The 17,062-nt window shown below is 69.4% G+C and carries 18 protein-coding genes; 14 read left to right on the top strand and 4 right to left on the bottom strand.

Annotation, left to right across the window (positions count from 1 at the left end; all coding sequences use genetic code 11):
- The 5 genes from EQG76_RS25270 to EQG76_RS25250 form a co-directional block, all read left to right on the top strand.
- A partial coding sequence (locus tag EQG76_RS25270; protein ID WP_200841107.1) for a chemotaxis protein CheA occupies positions 1-1,139 on the top strand: 1,139 nt, incomplete at its 5' end.
- Complete coding sequence (locus EQG76_RS25265) at positions 1,136-1,375, top strand: hypothetical protein (protein ID WP_159717446.1); 240 nt, start codon at positions 1,136-1,138, stop codon at positions 1,373-1,375. The genes EQG76_RS25270 and EQG76_RS25265, both read left to right, overlap by 4 nt.
- A 94-nt stretch (positions 1,376-1,469) precedes the next feature.
- Positions 1,470-1,853 carry a response regulator gene (locus tag EQG76_RS25260; RefSeq protein ID WP_159717444.1) on the top strand — a complete coding sequence of 128 codons (384 nt, stop codon included), beginning with the start codon at positions 1,470-1,472 and terminating at the stop codon, positions 1,851-1,853.
- Entirely contained in the window at positions 1,850-2,503 is a 654-nt protein-coding gene (locus EQG76_RS25255) for a chemotaxis protein CheX (RefSeq protein WP_159717442.1), read from the top strand. The genes EQG76_RS25260 and EQG76_RS25255 overlap by 4 nt, the downstream gene beginning before the upstream one ends.
- A 93-nt stretch (positions 2,504-2,596) precedes the next feature.
- On the top strand, positions 2,597-5,284 hold the full coding sequence (locus EQG76_RS25250) for a hybrid sensor histidine kinase/response regulator (protein WP_235031560.1): 2,688 nt from the start codon (positions 2,597-2,599) through the stop codon (positions 5,282-5,284).
- Positions 5,285-5,370: 86 nt separating this feature from the next.
- On the opposite strand, the gene EQG76_RS25245 is transcribed toward EQG76_RS25250, so the two are convergent.
- On the bottom strand, positions 5,371-5,685 hold the full coding sequence (locus EQG76_RS25245) for an SWIB/MDM2 domain-containing protein (protein ID WP_159717438.1): 315 nt from the start codon (positions 5,683-5,685) through the stop codon (positions 5,371-5,373).
- Between the two features lie 260 nt (positions 5,686-5,945).
- Between EQG76_RS25245 and EQG76_RS25240 the strand changes: the two genes are divergently transcribed.
- From EQG76_RS25240 to EQG76_RS25230, 3 genes are all read left to right on the top strand, one after another.
- A complete protein-coding gene (locus EQG76_RS25240) occupies positions 5,946-6,362 on the top strand; it encodes a hypothetical protein (protein WP_159717436.1) in 417 nt (138 codons plus the stop codon).
- Between the two features lie 874 nt (positions 6,363-7,236).
- The gene (locus EQG76_RS25235) at positions 7,237-7,518 is read left to right on the top strand and encodes a FitA-like ribbon-helix-helix domain-containing protein (RefSeq protein ID WP_159717434.1); all 282 of its coding nucleotides are present in this window, start codon (positions 7,237-7,239) and stop codon (positions 7,516-7,518) included.
- 3 nt (positions 7,519-7,521) lie between these two features.
- Entirely contained in the window at positions 7,522-7,974 is a 453-nt protein-coding gene (locus EQG76_RS25230; RefSeq protein ID WP_159717432.1) for a type II toxin-antitoxin system VapC family toxin, read from the top strand.
- 37 nt (positions 7,975-8,011) lie between these two features.
- On the opposite strand, the gene EQG76_RS25225 is transcribed toward EQG76_RS25230, so the two are convergent.
- The 3 genes from EQG76_RS25225 to EQG76_RS25215 form a co-directional block, all read right to left on the bottom strand.
- Positions 8,012-8,896: a rhomboid family intramembrane serine protease gene (locus EQG76_RS25225; protein ID WP_159717430.1), complete on the bottom strand. Its 885-nt coding sequence runs from the start codon at positions 8,894-8,896 to the stop codon at positions 8,012-8,014.
- A 370-nt stretch (positions 8,897-9,266) separates the two neighbouring features.
- Complete coding sequence (locus EQG76_RS25220; protein WP_159717428.1) at positions 9,267-10,811, bottom strand: sensor histidine kinase; 1,545 nt, start codon at positions 10,809-10,811, stop codon at positions 9,267-9,269.
- Entirely contained in the window at positions 10,808-11,527 is a 720-nt protein-coding gene (locus tag EQG76_RS25215) for a response regulator (RefSeq protein WP_159717426.1), read from the bottom strand. Before EQG76_RS25215 ends, EQG76_RS25220 begins: the two co-directional genes overlap by 4 nt.
- 286 nt (positions 11,528-11,813) lie before the next feature.
- Here EQG76_RS25215 and EQG76_RS25210 point away from each other — a divergent pair, with 286 nt between their 5' ends.
- From EQG76_RS25210 to soxX, 6 genes are all read left to right on the top strand, one after another.
- Entirely contained in the window at positions 11,814-12,197 is a 384-nt protein-coding gene (locus EQG76_RS25210; RefSeq protein WP_235031559.1) for a c-type cytochrome, read from the top strand.
- A 194-nt stretch (positions 12,198-12,391) separates the two neighbouring features.
- Positions 12,392-12,862, top strand: coding sequence for a (2Fe-2S)-binding protein (locus tag EQG76_RS25205; RefSeq protein WP_159717424.1), 471 nt, complete (start codon positions 12,392-12,394; stop codon positions 12,860-12,862).
- Positions 12,863-12,872: 10 nt separating this feature from the next.
- Positions 12,873-15,047 carry a xanthine dehydrogenase family protein molybdopterin-binding subunit gene (locus EQG76_RS25200; RefSeq protein WP_159717422.1) on the top strand — a complete coding sequence of 725 codons (2,175 nt, stop codon included), beginning with the start codon at positions 12,873-12,875 and terminating at the stop codon, positions 15,045-15,047.
- Entirely contained in the window at positions 15,044-15,355 is a 312-nt protein-coding gene (locus EQG76_RS25195; RefSeq protein ID WP_200841104.1) for a c-type cytochrome, read from the top strand. Before EQG76_RS25200 ends, EQG76_RS25195 begins: the two co-directional genes overlap by 4 nt.
- The gene (locus EQG76_RS25190) at positions 15,300-16,610 is read left to right on the top strand and encodes an NAD(P)/FAD-dependent oxidoreductase (protein ID WP_159717420.1); all 1,311 of its coding nucleotides are present in this window, start codon (positions 15,300-15,302) and stop codon (positions 16,608-16,610) included. The genes EQG76_RS25195 and EQG76_RS25190 overlap by 56 nt, the downstream gene beginning before the upstream one ends.
- On the top strand, positions 16,607-17,056 hold the full coding sequence (gene soxX / locus EQG76_RS25185) for a sulfur oxidation c-type cytochrome SoxX (RefSeq protein ID WP_159717418.1): 450 nt from the start codon (positions 16,607-16,609) through the stop codon (positions 17,054-17,056). The genes EQG76_RS25190 and soxX overlap by 4 nt, the downstream gene beginning before the upstream one ends.
- Positions 17,057-17,062 lie beyond the last annotated feature (6 nt).

Genomic DNA, 17,062 nt, shown 5'->3' with positions numbered 1-17,062 from the left:
TCGACGCCCTGGCCGAGCTGATAGGCGAGCTCGTGGTGGCGAAGAACGGCTTGGCCGACCTGGCGGCACAGCTCGGCGCTGGGCTCGACTCCCGGGCCGCGGCCCAGCTCCTGGCCAGCCGCCATGCCGCCATCGACCGGCTGGTCGGCCGGCTGCACCGCGCGGTGATAGGCGTGCGGCTGGTGCCGATGACGCCGCTGCTGCGGCGCTTCCCGCGCCTGGTGCGGAAAACCGCGGCGAGCCTGGGCAAGGAGGTCGAGCTGTCGGTGGAGGGCGACGAGGTCGAGGTGGACAAGTCGGTCCTGGACGGGCTGTTCGAGCCGCTCACCCACCTCTTGCGCAACGCTCTCGACCACGGGGTCGAGCCGGCCGAGCAGCGCCGCCGTGCCGGCAAGCCTGCCTGCGCCAGCCTGCGGCTCGCCGCCCGCCAGGCGGGCGATCACGTAGTGATCGAGGTGGCGGACGATGGCCGCGGCATCGATCCGGCCACGATCCGGCGGGTCGCTGCCGAGCGGCAGGTCATGGGCAGCGAGGCGCTCCATGCGCTGCGCGACGATGCCGTGCTCGACCTCGTCTTCCGGCCGGGCTTCTCCACTGCGTCTGCGGTGACCGATGTTTCCGGCCGCGGCGTGGGCATGGATGCCGTGCGCACGGCGATCGGCCGGCTGGGCGGCAAGGTGGCCCTGGCGAGTCGGCCGGGCCTCGGCACCACCGTCCGGCTGACCCTGCCGGTGAACCTGGTCCTGGCGAAGGTCCTGCTGGTGTCGTGCGCCGGAGAGACCTATGGCGTGCCCATGGACAGCGTCGTGGAAACGGCACGCATCGCCCAGGATCGCCTGCTGCCGGTGCGCGCCGGCCGCGTGTTCGTCCTGCGCGACCAGGCCGTACCGCTCTTGCAGCTGGCCGACCTACTGCAGGTCCGGGCAGCGCTGGAGCGGCAGGAGGATCAGCCCGTCCTGGTGATCCGGACAGGCCCCGATCTGGTCGGCATCGGGGTCGACGGGTTCCTCGGCCATACCGGCGTCCTGCTGCGGCCGATGACCGGCCTGCTCTCGGCGATGCCGGGGGTGCTGGGGACCACCATCCTAGGCGATGGTCGGGTGATGATGGTGCTCGATCTCGCGGAGCTCGCCGGATGACCGTGCGGCTCGTGGGCGACGTGATCCGTCTGGAAGGGGCATGCCCGGTCGAGGAGGCGGAGGCCCTGCTGGCACTCGTCCAGGAACGGCCGGACCGGCCGGTCGACCTTTCTGGGTGCCGTCACCTGCACGGCGCGGTGCTGCAGGTCCTCCTGGCGTTCCGCCCACGAGTCCAGGGACAGAGCGAGGATCCCTTCCTCCGGGACTGGATCCTGCCCGCATTGCAACGGACATGAGCGGCCATGCATGGCCTGATCGGCGGCAATGCGCTTATGTCGCGTGGCTTGTGTCGCCACCCTTTTACGGCGTCTCATCGGAGCTAGGAGAAAGATGGAGACCAGGATTCTGATCGTTGACGACAGCAAGCTCGCACGCATCGTGGTGGGCAAGGCGGTGGCAGCATTGCATCCGAACTGGATCCGGATCGAGGCCGCCGATGCCGACCAGGCACTGGCTCTGCTGGATGCGGGGGGCATCGACGTCGCGGTCATCGACTTTAACATGCCCGGCCGCAACGGCCTGGAACTGGCCGAGGAGATGCGCACGCGCTTTCCCGAGATGCCGGTGGCGCTGGCCACGGCCAATGTCCAGGACGAGGTGATCGCGCGCGCCCGCGCGGCGAACGTCGCCTTCGTCAGCAAGCCGATCACCGAGGAAGGCTTTCGCGGCTTTCTGTCCGGTGCCGCCCTCAAGCTCCGCTCGGCGCGCCGATGATCGGGACGAGCATCGCCCTGGAGGAGCTCGAGCGCGACGCGCTCACCGAGCTGGTGAACATCGGCGTGAGCCGCGCCGCCGTGAGCCTGCGGACGATGGTGGGCGAGCAAGTCTTCCTTTCGGTACCCTCCCTCCAGGTCGTCGACCGCGTCATGGCGGCGGCGCTCATCCGGGAACGGGAGTGCGATTCGCTGATCGCGGTGCGGCAGGACTTTGAGGGCGCGTTCTCCGGCCGGGCCCTGCTCATCTTCCCGGAAGCCAACAGCCTGGAGCTGGTGCGCGCCGTCACCAGCGGTGAGCTTTCCGGCAAGGAGGCCCAGGAGATCGAGGAAGAAGCCCTTCTGGAAACCGGCAACATCGTCCTCAATGGTTGCCTGGGCACCATCGCGAACATGCTGCGCAAGCCCCTGACCATATCCTTGCCGCAACTGCTGCGAGGTGATAGTCAGCAACTTTTCAACGTTTCGACATCATTGACCGATCATGGGGTGGTGTTGTTTCTTTACATCAATTTTGCGATCAGCGATCGTGACATTCGTGGCTATATTGCGATGATCATGGACCTGCCGTCGCTTCAGACCCTGAAGGTCCTGATCGCTGAGTTCATCGAGCACATCATCGGGCCGGAAGGTGTGGCTCATGAGGGCTGAGCCCATCGACCTTTCGGGCGGGCAGCGGGTTTGGTGAAACAGCCGGGGCCTCAAACCTATCCAGGCGCTCCTCCCGCGGCCGCACTGGCGAGGTTGCGGTCGCTGTGCGGGACGCTGCTCGACAGCCTGGCTCGTTCCGGCCAGGCGGTCGCGGTCGTCGATCATCGGGCGGCGGGCAGTCCGCTGATCTTCGTCAATGCCGCGTTCGAGCAGCTCACGGGCTATCGGGACCACGAGGTCCTGGGCCGCGACTGGCGCTTTCTCCGATCAGCCGACGCCGATCCTGCCGCGATCGCCGCGCTCGAGGCGGCGGTGGCGGAGGCCCGTCCGGTCACGGTCGAGCTGCGCGACGTGAGGAAGAACGGCGAGGTCTTCCGGGACAGGCTGCACATCACGCCGATCCACGACGAGACGGGTGCCGCGGTCTTCCTGCTGTCCATGCACAGCGACGTGACGGTCGAGCCGGACCGACCGGAGTCCGGTTCCCGGCCCGAGGCGCTCCATGAGCAGCCGGGCGTGGCGACCGAACATGCCCGTCGCGCCGGGACGGTGTCGCGGGCATCGGGCGGATGGGAATGGGACGTGCCGGGCCGGCGGCTCTATGCGGATGCCCGCTTCGCCGAGCTCTACGGGCTGGCGCCGGGCGCGGCCGCAGGCGGCCTGCCCACCGATACCTTCTTCGCGCCGGTCCATCCGGCGGATCGCATGCGGCTGCGGATCGCGGTAGCCGGCATCATGCACGGAGCGGACATCTTCGCGAAGGAATACCGCATCATCAACCCGGACGGCTCGGTGCGCTGGGTGGCGGCGCGCGGCAGCAGCAGGCGGGGCGCCGACCACGAACTCCTGTCCTTCGAAGGCATCCTCACCGACATCACGGATCAGAAGCGGGTCGAGGAACAGCTGCGCATCGTCCAGACCGCGGGCGGGGTGGGGACGTTCGAGCATGTGAGCGGGTTCGGGACCGTCACCGTGTCCGACCAGTTCTGCCGGCTGCTCGGCTTGCATGCGTGCGAGGCCCTGCCGGTGCGCACCGTCAACGCGGTGGTCCATCCGGACGACCCGCCGCTCATCGGCGGCCAGGACGACGATTCCTCCTACCGCGAGTTCCGGGTCGTCCATCCCGAAACCGGGGAGGTGCGCTGGCTCGCCCGACGCGGCGAGCATCGCGACGAGGGCCATGCCCTGGGCGTCCGGTTCATCGGTGCGATCTACGATGTCACCGCCGCCAAGGAAGCCCAGGAAAAGCTGCGCCAGTTCGCCGAAACCCTGGAGGCCCGGGTCCGCGAGCGCACCAAGGAGCGCGACCGCGTCTGGAACAACTCGCGCGACCTGCTGGCGGTGGTCGGCGAGGACGGCATCCTGCGTTCGGTCAGCCCGTCATGGACGGAGATCCTGGGCTACCGGCCGGACGAGCTGGCCGGGCGGCACGCATTCGAACTGCTTCATCCCGACGATGTCGCGATGAGCCAGGCGGCCTTTCGTGCCGCCGTCCACGACCACGGCCTGACCGACTTCGAGACGCGCCTCCTGCACCGGGACGGCACCACGCGCTGGACGTCCTGGCACACCTCGCACGAGGACGGGCTGGTCTTCGCCTACGGGCGCGACATCACCCTGGAGAAGGCCAGGGCGGAGGACCTGCACCGGGCCGAGGAACAGTTGCGCCAGGCGCAGAAGATGGAAGCGATCGGCCAGCTCACCGGCGGCATCGCCCACGACTTCAACAACCTGCTCCAGGCGGTGTACGGCAATCTGGACCTGATCCGTCGGAAGCCGCAGGACAGCACCCGGGTCGGCCGCTGGGCCGAGAACGGCCTGCAGGCGGCCGAGCGGGGGGTCAAGCTGACCGCCCAGCTTTTGGCCTTCTCCCGTGCCCAACGGCTGGAACTGCGGCCGGTGGCGATAAGCGCGCTGCTGCGGGGCATGGAGGACATGCTGACACGCACGCTGGGGCCGATGGTGCGGGCCACGTTCGACCTGCTGGAAGGCGAGCACGGCGTGTTCGCCGACCCGACCCAGCTCGAGATGGCGGTCCTGAACCTCGCGATCAACGCGCGCGACGCCATGCCGGAGGGCGGCCATCTCACAATTGAGACCCGTCTCCATAGCGTCGTCCATGATCTTGAGCTCGCACCCGGCGGCTATCTGGCGCTGCGGGTCATCGACGACGGGATTGGCATGCCGCCGGAGGTGAAGGCACGTGCCTTCGACCCGTTCTTCACGACCAAGGACGTGGGCAAGGGCACTGGCCTGGGCTTGAGCCAGGTCTATGGCATGGTCCGCCAGGCTGGCGGTGCCACGCGCATCGAGAGCACGCCCGGCAAGGGCACCGCCGTCACGTTGCTGCTGCGCCTAGCCGAGCTCGCCTCTGGCGCAGCCCTGTCGGGCGAAGAGGGCAGGGCGGACGACACTACCGCCAAGGCCGCGACGGTGCTGGTGGTCGACGACGATCCCGACGTGCGCTGCTTTCTCGCCAACTCGCTGGCGACGCTCGGCTATCTCGTGGTCGAGGCCAAGGACGGGCATACAGCACTACAGGCGCTGGACGAGGCGAATCCCGACCTCATGCTGGTGGACTTCGCCATGCCCGGCATGAACGGTGCGCAGGTCGCGAGCATCGCGCGCACGCGGCGGCCGGACCTGCCAATCGTGTTCGCGAGCGGCTATGCCGACACGGCCGAGATCGACGCCGTCGGCATGGGCACGGCGGTGCTGCGCAAGCCGTTCCGGATCGAGGAACTGGAAGCCGCCATCGTGAGCGCCCTGGCCCGCGACTAGCGGGAACCCAATCACCCGGGGCCCATCCCCGGAGAATGCCCGGATTGGCCGGGCAGCCCCCAGAGGATGGCGACGGTTCAGCCGGCCTAGCTCAGGTGGCGGGACAGGTGCTTGTTCATCTCGAACATGGTCACCTTCTTCTTGCTGAACACCGCCTCCAGCTTGTCGTCCGCCATGATCTCGCGGCGATTTTCGGGGTTCTGCAGCTGGTGCTGCTTGATATAGTCCCAGACCTTGCTCACCACCTCGCTGCGCGGCAGGGGCTCGGCTCCCACCACCTCGGCCAGCTCCTTGGAGGGCTTCACCGGCTTTTGCAGCGCATTCGGCTGCTTGCCACCGGCCGCCTTCTTGGCGCCGCCTTCTTCCGATGCGGATTTGCCCTTGGTCGTCTTGCTCGGCATGGCTGTCGTCCTTCCGCTTGGCTCGGCTCCGGCGCCCGCGAAGCCCGCTCTTCCGGCAACGGCATTGTCCTGCCAGGAGAAGAGGCCGCTGCACGAGAAAAATACGTCGCAAGGTGCAGGTTCCCCACGCCCCTGTTGCGCGGGATGAACGGCGGGGGAACGCAAGGAAGGCTCCGACGCTGCTTTTGGAGCGGAACGGGGTGCCCGTCCGCGCACTGCATCCCGCAGGACGTCCACCAGAGGCATGAAGGGCCACCACCATGTTCGGCAATCTCGACTGGCGCTGGATCGGGATCGGCGTGGCGATCATGTTCGGGCTGAACATCCTCGCGAGCCTGATCCTGGTGGCGCTGATGGGCGACAGCCTGCCCCCGACCACCGCCGATCCGCAGGATGCAGCGCAGGCCCTAGGCGGCGGGCGGCTGTTGCTGGGCGCCCTGATCGGCATCGCGAGCTTTGCCATCGGCGGCTACATCGTGGGCCGCAAGTCGCCCGGGCGGACGATCCTCGAGCCCGGCATCTCGGCGGCGATCGCCGTGCTGATCGGCCTGCTGCTGAGCGGCGCCTTCACCCTGGGCAACCTGCTGACCGGCGGGCTGCTGCCGTTCCTGGCCGGCCTGTTGGGCGGCTATCTGGGCGAGCGGCAGCAGACGCAGCACGCCGTGGTCGACCGGTAGGCGTGTGCAAGGGGGCGGCGGCATGCCCTCATGAGGGAGGTCCTGCTGCGCGTCCACCAGGCGAGGCCGTACCCGACAAGTGCCGAAGGGGAGCGCGACGCGACGCCGTCCGGCCGCTCCTGGTGCTCGGCCACACGGCTTGCGCCCAACTGGCACTATGGCTGGCGGTGCAGTGGCCCCTTGCGGCGGAGCGGATCGAAGAGATCGGATGCGGTTCTTCAGGCTGCCATGGCTTGCTGCCCTCGTCGTCGCACCATTGCTTGGTGCGCGCGGCCCGGTGCTGGCGACGGTGCCCGAGGGCCTACGGATCGTGCGCTCGGCTCGTCCAGCACCCAAGGTATCGGCGCCTCGGGACCGGCCATGGCCTATCCGGCCCGGCTCCAGCGGGTCCTGGACAGGCGGTTGCCTGATGCCGGATCGAGGTGATCAATCGCGGCATGGCCCAGGAGGTGGTCGCCGGCAACCTGGTGCGGCTGGATCGCGACGTGCTGTCCGTCTCGCCCGCACCGGCGCCAGGGTGGCGCTCCTGTCGCCGCAGTCCTTTCCGACGAGGCCCGCGATCGCCCGATCCGGGCGATGAACGAGGCGCTGCGTGCGGTGGCGCGCGAGGCCGAAACTCCCTTCCTCGACCGCCACCGGCTGATGAGCTGGTGGGCCAGCTCGCCCCCAATCCGGACAAACTTTTAGGCGTGGATACGCTGCACATGACCGACCGCAGCTATGAATGCCTGGCGATCCGCCTGGCCGACCTGGTCCCGGCCCCGAGCGTGGCGGACGACCCAAGGCTTGGTCCCGCGGAATAGCGATGCCAGACTTTGCACCGCTGTCGCTGCTGACTACATGTCGTCAATGACAGCATCCGCAGCAGGAGAGAATGGTGGCGACCCTGACCGTCCGCAACCTCGATGACGAGGTCGTCCGGGCGCTGCGCATCCGGGCGGCCGAGCACGGGCGCAGCGCCGAGGCAGAGCACCGGGAGATCCTGCGCCAGGTCCTGACCGCCGACCGTCCGCCTTCGGCCCGCACGGCCGCCGCAGAGCGTCTCGCCGCGTTCCGGCGCCGGACCGCGGACCGTGGCTCGACCACCGCGGCCGAGCTCCTCCGGGAAAGCCGGGAGGGCAGGATGGCGGACCTCGCCGGCACTTCGGGCGCCTGAGCGGTGGCGCTGGTCGTCGATGCCTCGGTCGCCCTGAAATGGGTGCTGCCGGAGCCGGACAGCCATCTGGCCCAAGCACTCGCGGAAGGCGACGAGGAACTGCTGGTGCCGGACTTCTGGCTCAACGAGGCGACCAATGTCTGCTGGCTGCAGGTCCGCAAGGGCATCTGGTCGCCCGCCGAGGCGCGGGAAGCGCTGGAACTCCTCCGCGCCCAGTTGCCGCCCATCCCCACCGGCGACCTCGCTCTGCACGACGTGGCGCTCGAGATCGGCTTGGCGGTCGACCACTCGACCTACGACACCCTCTACGTGGCCTTCGCGGTGGCCATGGGCAGCCGGGGCGTCGTGGTGGCCGACAGGCCCTTCGTGCGCGACATGGGCCGCCATCCGGATCCGGAGCTGGCAGGCCTGCTCATCCCGCTGGAAGCCTGGGGGCGAGAGCAGGGGCTCGCCTGAGCGAAGCGGGGCCGGCGGCCGACCAAGCCGGTACCGCCTATGTGCCCGCCTGCAGGGCCAGCAGCCAGGCAAGCGCCAGCAGTGCCCCCGCCAGCAGCGCATAGACAAGCTGCGCCAGCCGCCCCTGGGGCAGATGCTGCGCCCAGCGGCCGAGCGCCAGGCCCAGGCCGGCGCCGACCGCGAAGCCTGCCACGTGGGCGCCGACGTCGGTCTGCGCGCCGCCAAAGCCCAGATAGGCGAGCAGCATGCTGCCGGCCGCGAGCGGCACCCAGCGGCGGATCCGGCTGCGCCAGGGTGGGTTGCGCCGCCGCTGGGTGTAGCCGGACAAGATGCCCAGGGCGCCGAAGACCGCGGTCGAGCTGCCGATGGCGGTGTGCGCGGCTGGATGAAGCAGCGCGTTCAGCCCATTGCCGAGCGCTCCGGCCAAAAGGATGGCCAGCCAGGCCAGCCCTGAGCCCAGGACCTGCGCCACCAGCATGCCGAAGCCTATACCGGCGATCAGGTTGGCGAACAGATGGCCGTGGTCGGCATGCAGGGTCAGCGCGGTGACCGTCCGCCACCAGGCCCCGTCCTGGATCAGCCCGGCCTGCGCGGCGCCGATAGCCGACCAGTCGACCGACCAGCTCTGCCGCCGGTTGGCGCCGAAGAAGAACAGGAGAATCATGCAGTAGATCAGGGCAGCGCCCAGCCCGTGCAGGCCCGGTCGTGCCTGATGGGCTGACGCCAGCTCCTCGGGCGGATTCTCCCGCTCATAGGCATCGAGCTGCTGGCGCGCCTGCTCGGCTTGGTGTGCGGCGACGCACAGCGCCACGCCGCCATCGCCCTCGACCAGCCGGCAGTCGATGCCGACGGCCAGGAGAACGAGGGCGAGCTGGCGGGCATCTGCCTTGCGGGCGAAGCGGACCTGTACGAGATCGGTCATGAACCCGCCGGATCATTTGGGCACCGAGGGCATTGTCGGACGCCCAGGCACGCCCGGACAACGCCCATGGCCCGCTCGGTGCCCGAACTCCGGGAAACCCTCCCCTGATGTCGGCCGTTGCTCGCCTGACACCAGCCGCCACCCGTGATCCGCGTGAATTGAGGGCGTCAGCGCCGAGGGCAGGTGGAGCCTTCAGCGCTCAGGAGCCGGGCCATTTCCATCCGGATGAGATGCCGCAGACCGCTGGTGAGCTTCCACCCGTTCTCATCCGATTTGCCGGCGCTTGCCGGTTGGTGGCGGCAGAGCCTGCTGCCTTGGTGATCAGCTCAGGCAGGAACGGCACCGCCAGCTTGTCCGGCCTGATCGCCTGCTAAGACGGATTGGAGCCCGTTGGCAGGTGGTTCGGCGCGTGGCGTACCGGCTGCATGACCCTGGCTGCCGATGCCAGGGCCGGATAAGGCTCATGGGAGGGCGGCAGCTGCGGGGCCAGGCTGGCCAGAGGCAGGCTGATGACGGCGGTCATGCCGTTCGCCCGGCTGGTGAGGGTGATGTCGCCGCCATGGTGGCGCGCGATGGTGCGCGCGATCGACAGGCCCAGACCCACCCCGCCGGTCTCGCGGTTGCGCGAATGCTCCAGGCGGAAGAACGGAGCGAAGACCCGCTCGGCATGGGCGTCGGGAATGCCGGGCCCGTCGTCTTCCACGACGATGTCGATGCTCTCCAGGCCCTTGGCGATCCTGACCCGCGCGCGCTCCCCGTAGCGGACCGCATTCTCGACGAGGTTGCGGACCGAGCGGCGCAGCGCATCCGGCCGACAGCGGTAGCTGAACCGCGGGCTGTCCAGGAAGGTCACGTCCTGGCCGAGCTCGGCCAGGTCGTCGCACAGGCTCTCGACCAGCGCGGTCAGGTCGACGGTCCGGGTCCGTTCCGCGGTGGCTTCCTCGCGCGCGAACGCGAGGGCCGCCTCGGTCATCGTCTGGATCTCGCCGATCGTCTTGAGCATCTTCTCCTGGATCTCCGGGTCAGCCACGAACTCCGCGCGCAGCCTGAGCGAGGTGAGCGGCGTGCGCAGGTCGTGGCCGATCGCGGCCAGCATCCGGGTGCGGTCCTCCACGAAGCGCTGCAGGCGGGCCTGCATCCGGTTGAAGGCCTCTGCGGTCTGGCGGATGTCGTCCGGGCCGGTCTCGGGCAGGGGCTCGACCGTCTCGCCGCGCCCGAGGAGCTCGGCGGCGGCGGCCAGCCGGCGCAGCGGCCGGGCGACGCTGCGTGCCACGATCACGGCGATGACCGAGAGCACGAGCGCGGTGATCGCGAGCGAGGTCGCCGACTGCGGCGTCCACAGAGCGTTCGGCACCGACTTGGCGTAGACGGCATTCAGCCAGGTGCCGTTCTCCAGCCGCACGGCCAGGCCCATGCCATAGGCCTGGTCGAGATAGATGAACTTCGCCGCGCGCGAGAGCGGCCATGCATGGGGCGGCAACTCCCGCCAGTCGGGCCAAGCTTCATCCGGCGCAGGTGCCGCGGCGAGTGCCACCGGCAGTGCCGGTTCTGCCGACGGCTGGTCCACCGTCTTGCCGTGCAGCTGCTTCAGGCTGGGCAGCGGGGTGGCGAGATGGCCGAGCGCGGCAGCACGCCAGGCCAGCACGTCCGGGGGTGCGTCCGGCGAGATCCAGAAGCGGGTATAGGCCGTGTCGCTGACGCGCAGGATCTCCGGGGCAAGGTCGGGCGGCGTCGCTTCCAGGAGGAGGGCCAAGGAGCCGGCCCGGCTCAGGAACTCGCCCTTGGCCGCCAGCCGGAGTGCCTGGTCGCGCGCGTTCCACGAGGTGAGAAAGCCGATGCCCTGCGACAGGGCCAGCGCCAGCAGCATGAAGAAGATGAACTGGGCAGCCAGGCTGCGGCGCCACAGGCGGGTCATGCCTCGCAGACCTCGGCCATGAAGCTGTAGCCGCCGCCCCAGTGGGTCTTGATCAGCATCGGGTTCTTCGGGTCCAGCTCGATCTTCTTGCGCAGCCGGCTGACCTGGTTGTCGATGCTCCGGTCGAAACTGTCCGCCGCCCGGCCCACCGTCAGGTCGAGCAGCTGGTCGCGGCTCAGGATCAGGCCGGCATGGTCGAGAAAGGCGGTGAGCAGCCGGAACTCTGCGGTGCTGAGCGGTACTGCCACGCCGTCGCTGTCCACCAGCTCGCGCCGACCGACATTCAGCATCCAGCGATCGAAGCTGAGCATCCTGGCCTTCAGCTTGATCCGCTGCGGCGGCAGGCTGTTGACCCGGCGCAGCACCGCCTTGATCCGGGCCAGGAGCTCGCGGGGGTTGAACGGCTTGGTCAGGTAGTCGTCCGCCCCCAGCTCCAGCCCGACGATCCGGTCGGTGTCCTCCACCATGGCGGTCAGGAAGATGATCGGCACCTCAGTGGTCCCGCGCAGGTGGCGGCACAGGCTGAGGCCGTCCTCGCCCGGCATCATGATGTCGAGGATCACGAGGTCCGGGGCGCTGCGCTCCAGCAGGCGCCGCAGGGCCGTGCCGTTCTCCGCCACGCTGACCCGGTAGCCATGCTGGGCGAGATACCGGCCGACCAGGTCGCGGATGTCGCGATGATCGTCGACCACGGCGATGTGGGGTGCCGGCTCCATGGGACCTTCCGCGCAACGCTGCTGCTGACGACGATACCTCTTAACGTGATCGGCGGCAGTCTAGGTGTACCTGGGCGGCCTTGGCCAGCAGCCGCGCGCGGCCATGCGCCCGCCAACTGTACCGATCTGTGCCAACCGGGCCTGCCGCCACATCTGGCGACAGTTCGGCATGTTGCTTGGCAAATTTCCGCGAACGGGCACCGCCAGGGTGGTTGCCGGCAGGGGCCGCTCACGGCGCGATCCCTGCGAGCCCACCGCCAGCACGCTTGTGCAACGGAGATGATCGATGACCCGGATGGCCGTCGCCCTGACGCTCGCTCTGCTTGCCGCCCCGATGATGCTTCCCCCGGCCCAGGCGCAGCAGGCCACCGATGGCGAGCGACTGTTCCGTACACGCTGCGGCACGTGCCACACCATTGAGCCCGGCCAGAACCGGGTGGGCCCGAGCCTCGCGGGGGTAATCGGCCGCACCGCCGGCACGCTGGAAGGCGCCCGCTACTCCCCGGCCCTGCGCCAGTCGGGGATCATCTGGAGCAGCGAGACCATCGACGAATATCTCGCCAACCCCCGCCAGCTGGTGCCGGGCACGACCATGACCGTCGGCCTGCGCGCAGCTGAGGAGCGCGCGGCGGTCATCGCCTATCTGAACGGGCGCATGGCGGCTCCGTGAGCCGAGGTCAGGCCGTCCCTGGAATTGTATCAATTTTTGTCGGGGGTGCGATTCGCGACAGATCGGGATAAAGCCGATCGCACCGGACAAGGTTCTGCGACAGTTCCGGCCCAAGAAAAGGCGATCTGGCGAGGCGCCATCGGCCCAAACGTTCCAAGACAAAAACGCTCCTCCCTTCGCACGAGGAAAGCAGCATGGTTCGACTGACCATCAACGGTGCCACCCGCGACGTCGACGTCGACCCCGAGACGCCCCTGCTCTGGGTGCTCCGGGAGCAGCTGGGCATGACCGGGACCAAGTACGGCTGCGGTGTGGCCCTGTGCGGGGCGTGCACGGTCCATGTCGACGGCGTCGCCACCCGTTCCTGCGTCCTGCCCGTTAGCGCGCTGACGCCCGAGCAGGCGATCGTGACGATCGAGGGCCTGTCCCCGGACGGCTCGCACCCGGTGCAGCAGGCTTGGCTGGAGCTGGACGTCCCGCAATGCGGCTACTGCCAGCCCGGCATGATCATGGCGGCGGCCGGCCTGCTCGCGGGCAACCCGAACCCGACCGACGACGACATCAGCGCCGAGATCACCAATATCTGTCGCTGCGGCACCTACAACCGCGTGCGCGCGGCGATCAAGCTCGCCGCGGCCGACAGTGACGCCACCCAGAACGGCTGAGGAGACGGCGATGACCCGCGTCCAGCTTTCGCGCCGCCATTTCGTCGCCAGTTCGGCGGCAGCGCTCGGCGGCTTCTCCCTGGGCTTCCATGTGCCGTTCCATGCGAAGGCGGCCGCCGATGCGGCACCGGCGGGGATCCCTGAGATCAATGCCTGGGTGGTGATCCATCCGGACGAGACGGTGGTGGTCCGCGTCGCCCGCTCCGAGATGGGGCAGGGCACGCTCACCGGCCTAGCCCAGCTGGTCGCCGAGGAGCTGGAGTGCGACTGGGGGAACGTCACCACCGAATATCCCACGCCCGGCCAGAACATCGCCCGCGACCGGGTCTGGGGCAGCTTCTCCACCGGCGGCAGCCGCGGCATCCGCGATTCCCACGACTATGTTCGCCGCGGCGGGGCGGTCGCGCGCGAGATGCTGATCGCGGCAGCAGCGGCGGAATGGGGCGTGCCGGCAGCCGAGTGCCAGGTCGACAAGGGGGTGATCAGCCATCCTGGGAGTGGGCGGACCACGACCTATGGCAAGGTCGCGCAGGCAGCGACCACCATGAGCCCGCCTGCCGAGGTGCAGCTGAAGGACCCAAAGGACTGGAAGATCGCCGGCCAGCCCCTGCCCAGGCTCGACACGCGCGACAAGCTCACCGGCAAGCAGGTCTATGGCGCCGACCTGGTCATGCCGAGCATGGTAAATGCGGCGATCAAGGCGTGCCCATATTTCGGCGGCAGGATCGCCAGCTTCGACGCCCAAGCGGTCACCGGCATGCCTGGGGTGCAGCGCGTCATCCAGGTCGACGACACCGCGGTCGCGGTGGTGGCGGCGACGTGGTGGCAGGCCAGAACGGCGCTGGATGCCCTGCCGATCACCTGGGACGAGGGGCCGAACCGGGACGTGTCGAGCGCCTCAATCCAGGTAATGCTGGAGGAAGGCCTGGATGCGCCAGACGCATTCATCGGCACAGAGGCCGGCGATGCCCGCGCGGCACTCGCCGGCGCGACCCGGACGGTAAGCGCCGTCTACGCCTTCCCCTACCAGAATCACGCGACCATGGAGCCGATGAACGCGACGGCGGTCTGGACTCCTGAGCGCTGCGAGGTCTGGGTCCCGACCCAGAACGGCGAATCGAGTCTGGCGGTCGCCGCCGAGGCGGCCGAGCTGCCGGTCGGGCAGTGCGAGGTGCACAAGATCCACCTGGGCGGCGGGTTCGGCCGGCGCGGCAATTTTCAGGACTATGTGCGCCAGGTGGTGCGGATTGCGCGCGAGCTGCCGGGTACCCCCGTGAAGCTGCTCTGGACGCGCGAGGAGGACATGCTGCACGGGGCCTACCACCCGACCACGCGCTGCAAGCTGACCGCTTCGCTCGGCCCGGACGGCCAGGTGGACGCCCTGCACATGCGGATCTCCGGTCAATCGATCCTGGCCTCGGTCCGGCCCGAAGGTATGGTCGGCGGCAAGGATCCGGTCGTGTTCCAGGGGCTCACCGCCGACAACCCGGAAGGCTCGTTCGGCTACACCGTGCCGAACCTCCTGATCGACCACGCGATGCGCAACCCGCCGGTACCGCCCGGCTTCTGGCGCGGGGTGAACCTCAACCAGAACGCCATCTATGTGGAGTGCTTCATCGACGAGCTGGCCCATGCCGCCGGCATCGAGCCCCTAGCCTTCCGCCGCAGGCTGATGGCGAACCATCCCAGGCACCTGGCGGTGCTGGAGGCAGCGGCGAACGGGATCGGCTGGAGCGAGCCGCCGCCTGCGGGCAGGCACCGGGGCCTCGCCCAAATCATGGGTTTTGGCAGCTATGTGGCCGCCGCCGCCGAGGTCTCGGTCACCGGCGGCCAGCTGCGGATCCACCGGATCGTGGCGGCGACCGATCCCGGCCATGTGGTCAACCCGGCCCAGGTGGAGCGCCAGGTCGAGGGCTCGTTCGTCTATGGCCTGTCCGCGGCACTGTTCGGCGAATGCACGGTCAGCGGCGGCCGGATGGAGCAGGAGAACTTCGACAGCTACCAGGTCATGCTGATGGATTCGATGCCGGCGGTAGAGACGATCATCATGCCGTCGGGCGGGTTCTGGGGCGGGGTAGGGGAGCCCACCATCGCGGTGGCGGCCCCGGCGGTGCTGAACGCAATCTTCGCCGCCACCGGCAAGCGCATCCGCACTCTGCCGCTCAAGAACCACGACCTCGCATGAGCCCGCAGCGCCGGCTGGTCCTGGGCTGCATCATAGCGGCGGCCACCGCCATGGCCGGCACCGGGCCGGCCGGGGCGGAGCCGCCGACGGGTGCCGCCTCCTGCTCCGGCTGCCACGGCCCGGCCGGGACGGAGGGGCCGGTCCCGAGCCTGCTGGGGCGGCCCGCCGCGGAGACCGTTGCCGCGATGGCAGCGTTCCGGACCGGCCAGCGCGAGGCCACGGTCATGGACCGGATCGCCAAGGGATTTACGGATGACGAGATCCGCGCCATCGCCGACTGGCTCGCTGGCCAGGGGGCAGAGCCGTAGAGCAGCCCTCCAGGGCGGGCTTGCGGCGGGCGCGCTGCTGGGGCTGGGCGCGCCGGCGGCACTGGGCCAGGCGACAGCGCCGGTGGTGGTGATCGGCGGCGGCTTTGCCGGGGCGACCTGTGCCCGCAGCCTGAAGAGGGCCGATCCCGGTCTCGCGGTCACCCTGGTCGAGCCGGCCGAGCGCTATCTCGCCTGCCCGTTCAGCAACCTCGTGCTGGCCGGGCTGCGCGAGCTGGATGCCCAGGCGTTCGGCTATGCCGGCATTGAAGCGGCCGGCGTCGAGATCGCGCGTCAGCCTGCGGTCGCCGTCGATCCGGAGCGGCGGCGGGTCCGCCTCGGGGACGGGGCGGAGCTCGACTATCTGCGCCTGGTGGTGGCACCGGGCGTGGACCTGCGCTTCGACGCGATCCCGGGCTATGACGAGGCCGCTGCCGAGCGCATGCCGCATGCCTGGAAGGCGGGGCCGCAGACCGAGCTGCTGCGCCGCCAGTTGGAGGCCATGCCCGACGGCGGCCAGGTGGTCATGGCAGTGCCGGCCAACCCGTTCCGCTGCCCGCCCGGACCGTATGAGCGGGCGAGCCTGATTGCGCATTACCTCAAGACCCACAAGCCGCGCGCCAAGCTGATCATCCTCGATGCCAAGGACCAGTTCTCCAAGCAGCGCCTGTTCGAGGCGGCCTGGGCAGAGCTCTATCCCGGCCTGATCGAATGGGTGCCGCTGTCGTTCGGCGGCCAGGTTACCGAGGTCGATCCCGGGACCGGCACGCTGGTGACCGAGTTCGGCAGCCACCGGGCCGATGTCGCCAACGTCATCCCGCCGCAGCGGGCCGGTGCCATCGCGGTACTCGCCGGGGTGGCGGATGCGACCGGCTGGTGCCCGATCGACCCGGTAACATTCGAATCGACGCTGATGCCCGGCATCCATGTGATCGGGGATGCCGCGGTCGGCGGGGCGATGCCCAAGTCAGCGTTCAGCGCCAATGCCCAGGCCAAGGCCTGCGCCGCGGCGATCGCGCACCTCGTGCGGGAGGAGGCGCCGCCGACACCCAAGCTGATCAATACCTGTTACAGCCTGGTGGCCCCCGATTACGGTATCTCGATTGCCGGGGTCTATGCACCGAAGGACGGCCTGCTCGCCGAGGTCGAGGGGGCTGGCGGGGTGAGCCCGCTGGAGGCCCCGGCGGCGGTGCGCCAGGCGGAGGCCGCCTATGCCGAGGCCTGGTTCCAGACGGCCACGGACGAAGTGTTCGGATGAAGGCGGCCAGCCTCGGTGCTGCGATGATAGGCTTGGCCGCAATCCCTGCAGGTGCGGAGGAAGGCCCCGTTCCCTTCCAGATCGTCGGCGACGCCATCCCGGTGTCGCTCACCGGCAGGCCTGGCGATCCCGCCAGGGGTGCCGCCCTGATCGGCGAGCGGCACCAGAGCCTGTGCGTCCTCTGCCATGCCGGCCCCTGGCCCGACCCGCATCTGCAAGGCACGCTCGGCCCCGACCTTTCGGGCGTGGGGGCGCGGCTCGATGCCGGGCAGATCCGCCTGCGCATCGTCGACCCGAAGCATCTGGACCCGGCGACGATCATGCCCGCCTATTACCGGCTGCCCGAGCCCGGCAGGAACGTGGCCGACGCTTTTGCCGGCCGGACGATCCTGTCCGCTGCCGAGATCGAGGACCTGGTCGCCCATCTCGCGAGCCTGAAGGACTGAACCGAT

Source organism: Geminicoccus flavidas (genome assembly GCF_009806515.1).
Classification (GTDB): domain Bacteria; phylum Pseudomonadota; class Alphaproteobacteria; order Geminicoccales; family Geminicoccaceae; genus Geminicoccus; species Geminicoccus flavidus.
This window is presented reverse-complemented; position numbering and strand designations above follow the sequence as displayed.

What these genes read in the sequence shown, in the direction of transcription:
- EQG76_RS25265 (WP_159717446.1), top strand. Translation starts at nt 1,136, where the DNA reads ATGACCGTGCGGCTCGTGGGCGACGTGATCCGTCTGGAAGGGGCATGC.
- EQG76_RS25260 (WP_159717444.1), top strand. Translation starts at nt 1,470, where the DNA reads ATGGAGACCAGGATTCTGATCGTTGACGACAGCAAGCTCGCACGCATC.
- EQG76_RS25255 (WP_159717442.1), top strand. Translation starts at nt 1,850, where the DNA reads ATGATCGGGACGAGCATCGCCCTGGAGGAGCTCGAGCGCGACGCGCTC.
- EQG76_RS25245 (WP_159717438.1), bottom strand. Translation starts at nt 5,685, where the DNA reads ATGCCGAGCAAGACGACCAAGGGCAAATCCGCATCGGAAGAAGGCGGC.
- EQG76_RS25240 (WP_159717436.1), top strand. Translation starts at nt 5,946, where the DNA reads ATGTTCGGCAATCTCGACTGGCGCTGGATCGGGATCGGCGTGGCGATC.
- EQG76_RS25235 (WP_159717434.1), top strand. Translation starts at nt 7,237, where the DNA reads ATGGTGGCGACCCTGACCGTCCGCAACCTCGATGACGAGGTCGTCCGG.
- EQG76_RS25225 (WP_159717430.1), bottom strand. Translation starts at nt 8,896, where the DNA reads ATGACCGATCTCGTACAGGTCCGCTTCGCCCGCAAGGCAGATGCCCGC.
- EQG76_RS25220 (WP_159717428.1), bottom strand. Translation starts at nt 10,811, where the DNA reads ATGACCCGCCTGTGGCGCCGCAGCCTGGCTGCCCAGTTCATCTTCTTC.
- EQG76_RS25215 (WP_159717426.1), bottom strand. Translation starts at nt 11,527, where the DNA reads ATGGAGCCGGCACCCCACATCGCCGTGGTCGACGATCATCGCGACATC.
- EQG76_RS25210 (WP_235031559.1), top strand. Translation starts at nt 11,814, where the DNA reads ATGACCCGGATGGCCGTCGCCCTGACGCTCGCTCTGCTTGCCGCCCCG.
- EQG76_RS25205 (WP_159717424.1), top strand. Translation starts at nt 12,392, where the DNA reads ATGGTTCGACTGACCATCAACGGTGCCACCCGCGACGTCGACGTCGAC.
- EQG76_RS25200 (WP_159717422.1), top strand. Translation starts at nt 12,873, where the DNA reads ATGACCCGCGTCCAGCTTTCGCGCCGCCATTTCGTCGCCAGTTCGGCG.
- EQG76_RS25195 (WP_200841104.1), top strand. Translation starts at nt 15,044, where the DNA reads ATGAGCCCGCAGCGCCGGCTGGTCCTGGGCTGCATCATAGCGGCGGCC.
- EQG76_RS25190 (WP_159717420.1), top strand. Translation starts at nt 15,300, where the DNA reads ATGACGAGATCCGCGCCATCGCCGACTGGCTCGCTGGCCAGGGGGCAG.
- soxX (WP_159717418.1), top strand. Translation starts at nt 16,607, where the DNA reads ATGAAGGCGGCCAGCCTCGGTGCTGCGATGATAGGCTTGGCCGCAATC.